This is a genomic window from Chishuiella sp. (assembly GCF_032109125.1).
GTDB lineage: Bacteria > Bacteroidota > Bacteroidia > Flavobacteriales > Weeksellaceae > Empedobacter.
Window position 1 is genome coordinate 1 of record NZ_DAMCLZ010000028.1, and the last position, 3,397, is coordinate 3,397.

The 3,397-nt window shown below is 32.2% G+C and carries 3 protein-coding genes; all 3 read left to right on the forward strand.

The annotated features are described in order from the left end of the window. The coding region (locus RT575_RS15435; protein WP_313582025.1) for a transcriptional regulator at positions 1-432 on the forward strand (432 nt) is incomplete at its 5' end. 1 nt (position 433) lies between these two features. Next, complete coding sequence (locus RT575_RS15440; RefSeq protein ID WP_313582027.1) at positions 434-1,627, forward strand: efflux RND transporter periplasmic adaptor subunit; 1,194 nt, start codon at positions 434-436, stop codon at positions 1,625-1,627. A gap of 13 nt (positions 1,628-1,640) precedes the next feature. After that, on the forward strand, positions 1,641-3,397 hold a 1,757-nt coding region (locus RT575_RS15445; protein WP_313582029.1), incomplete at its 3' end, for an efflux RND transporter permease subunit.

Here is a 3,397-nt window from a genome sequence, read left to right on the forward strand (position 1 = left end):
CAAACTTATAAACTTCCACCATTGGCAGCAAAATTACAAGCTTACATGGTTTTAGAATCAAATGATGAAGGTTTCACATTCGAGGAATTATTAGAAGTTTTTAATGTAAGTAAAAGTTCCTTATCTAATTCAATTAACTTTTTACTCTCTACAAATCAAATAGAATACATTAATAAAATTAATTCTAGAAAGAGGTATTTTAGGCTAAATCTAAATTATTTTACAGAAAAGCTAGATTTTTTATATGAAATGATTTCACAAGAAATAGTTTTTACAAATAAAATAAGGGATTATAAATTTTGTAATGATTCTTTATCAAAGAATCATGATGAAAGGCTTATTGATATTTATCTAGAGCATTTAGATAAAACAAAAAGTACATTAAATGAAACAATCAATAAAATCAATAAAATTCAACTGGAAAATAATTAATATGAAGAACGTTAACGTTATAATGTTTGGTGCTCTAGCAGTAGCATTGAGTTCTTGTGGTAAAAAGGATGCTACAGCCCAACAACAAGGTCCAACACCTTACCCTGTTGTAGATGTGCCAGTAAAAGTGGTAAATAGTTTTGATGAATACCCTACCAATATCCAAGGGATCGTAAATAATGATGTTCGAGCTAAAATACAAGGTTATATAACAGAAGTTTATACAGATGAAGGGAAATATGTAACAGCAGGACAGCCATTGTTTAAGCTAGAAACAAATGTATTAACACAAAATGCAGATGCTTCAAAGGCCGCAATAACAGCAGCCCAAGCATCAGTTAGTGCAGCTCAAGCAACAGTAAATGCAGCCCAAGTAGAGGTAAATAAATTAACACCACTTGTAGATAAAAAAATTATTAGTAATGTACAATTAGAAACGGCAAAAGCAAATTTAGCTCAAGCTCAAGCTCAACATAATCAGGCTATAGCTTCTCTAAAACAAGCTCAGGCAACATATAAAGGAGCCGTAGCAAATGTAGATTATTCTGTTGTGAGATCACCAATCAATGGAGTTGTAGGTCAAATTAATTATCGTCAAGGAACTTTAGTAGGTCCAACAGATCAAACTCCTATAACAGTAGTATCTAATACAAGTAATGTATATGCTTATTTTTCAATGAATGAAAAAGAGTATTTAAATTTCTTGTCAAGATCAGAGGGAAGTTCTTTAAAAGAGAAATTAGATAAAATACCACCTGTAGAATTAGTTTTAGCTAATGGAGAAGTCTATCCAGAAAAAGGGAAAATTCAAACAGTTTCAGGTCAAATAAATCCCACAACAGGAACAATGGATTTCCGAGTAATTTTTACAAATGGCTCAAAATTATTAGCGAATGGAAATTCAGGTAAAGTTCGTATCCCAAAAACTTATGTAGATGTTTTAGTTGTTCCAGATGCTTCTACTTTCGAACAACAAGGCTTAACTTATGTTTATAAGGTAAGAAATGACTCAGCAATTGCTACACCAATTACTGTTATAGAAAAAACAAGTAATATGGCAATAGTAAAAGAAGGGTTGAAAAAAGGCGATAAAGTAGTAGCGCAAGGTGTAGCGAAATTAAGAGATAAAACACCAATTACGCCTCAACCTACAAATTTTGAAAAAGTTGTAGAATCAATAAAACCAGTTTTCTAAAAAAACTATTCATATGTTAAAAAAGTTTATTGAAAGACCCGTTTTGTCGACGGTTATTTCTATTATAATATTAATATTGGGTATATTGGGATTAATTATCATTCCAGTATCAAAATATCCTGATATTGCACCCGCAACTGTTCAGATCACCGCTTCTTATCCAGGAGCAAATGCCAAGACAGTTATGGAATCTGTAGTTATTCCTATAGAAGAGCAAGTGAATGGAGTAGAAGGAATGGATTATATTCAATCTACAGCATCAAACAATGGATCAGCAACAACAACAGTAGTTTTTAAACCAGGAGTTGATGGAGATATAGCTCAAGTTAACGTACAGAATCGTGTAGCTAGAGCAACCCCATTGTTACCAGCAGAGGTTACAAGATCAGGGGTTGTTACACAGAAACAACAAATATCTCCATTAATGTTTGCATCCGTGAATTCTACAAATCCAAAGTATGATGAAACTTATCTCCATAATTATTTGAATATTAATATTATTCCTGCTTTAAAAAGGGTTACTGGAGTAGGTGATGCTACTGTATTTAGAGCTATGACATATTCTATGCGTATATGGTTAAATCCTAGTCGAATGGCTAGTTATGGATTAGAGCCTTCTGATGTATCCTCTTCATTATCACAAGAGTCATTAGAGGCGGCAGCAGGAGCTTTAGGACAAAATGCAGGGCAAGCATTTGAATATACAATAACATATTCAGGACGTTATAAAACAGAAGAACAATACCGTAACATTGTAATAAAATCATTAGGGAATGGTCAAGTTCTTCGATTAAAAGATGTTGCTGATATTGAATTTGGAGCTCAGACATACTCTAGTGCTTCAGAAATGAACGGAGATCCATCTGCTGTATTTGCCGTTTATCAAACGCCAGGATCTAATGCCCAAGAAATTATTGAAAATTTAAGAAAAGAATTAGAAATAGCTTCTAAACAGTTTCCTGAAGGGGTAACATATACTATTTTAATGGATACGAATACATTCTTAGAAGCTTCTATAGAAAAGGTTATTCATACAATGATAGAAGCTTTTATTTTGGTATTTATAGTAGTGTATATCTTTTTACAAGATTTTCGTTCAACATTGGTACCATTAATAGCTGTACCAGTATCTATTGTAGGTACTTTCTTTTTTCTTAGTTTAGCAGGATTTTCATTGAATTTATTGACTTTATTTGCTTTGGTGCTCGCCATAGGTATTGTAGTGGATGATGCGATTGTAGTTGTAGAAGCAGTACATGCTAGGATGGAGAGTCATCATGAAACACCTGTAGATGCAACAAAAAATGCAATGGATGAGATATCAGGAGCCATTATTTCTATTACATTAGTAATGTGTGCCGTATTTATTCCTGTAACATTTATTTCTGGTCCAACAGGGGTTTTCTATAAACAATTTGGTATTACATTAATTGTATCTATATTAATTTCAGCATTAAATGCCTTAACATTATCACCAGCCTTATGTGCTTTATTTTTAAAAGCTCATGAAGAAGGAGAACATAAACGTAATTTTATTCAACGATTTTTTGATTCTTTCAATACTGCGTTTAATGTAATGACACATAAATATGGTAATTCATTCAAGTTTTTAATTAAACATAAATGGATCTCATTTTTAATAATCATTGCATCTGCTTTTGGAATTTATAGTGTTGGAAAGATAATGCCAACAGGATTTGTACCAACAGAAGATAATGGATTTATTATTGGTAATATTGAATTACCAGCTGGAGCATCTATGGATCGTGT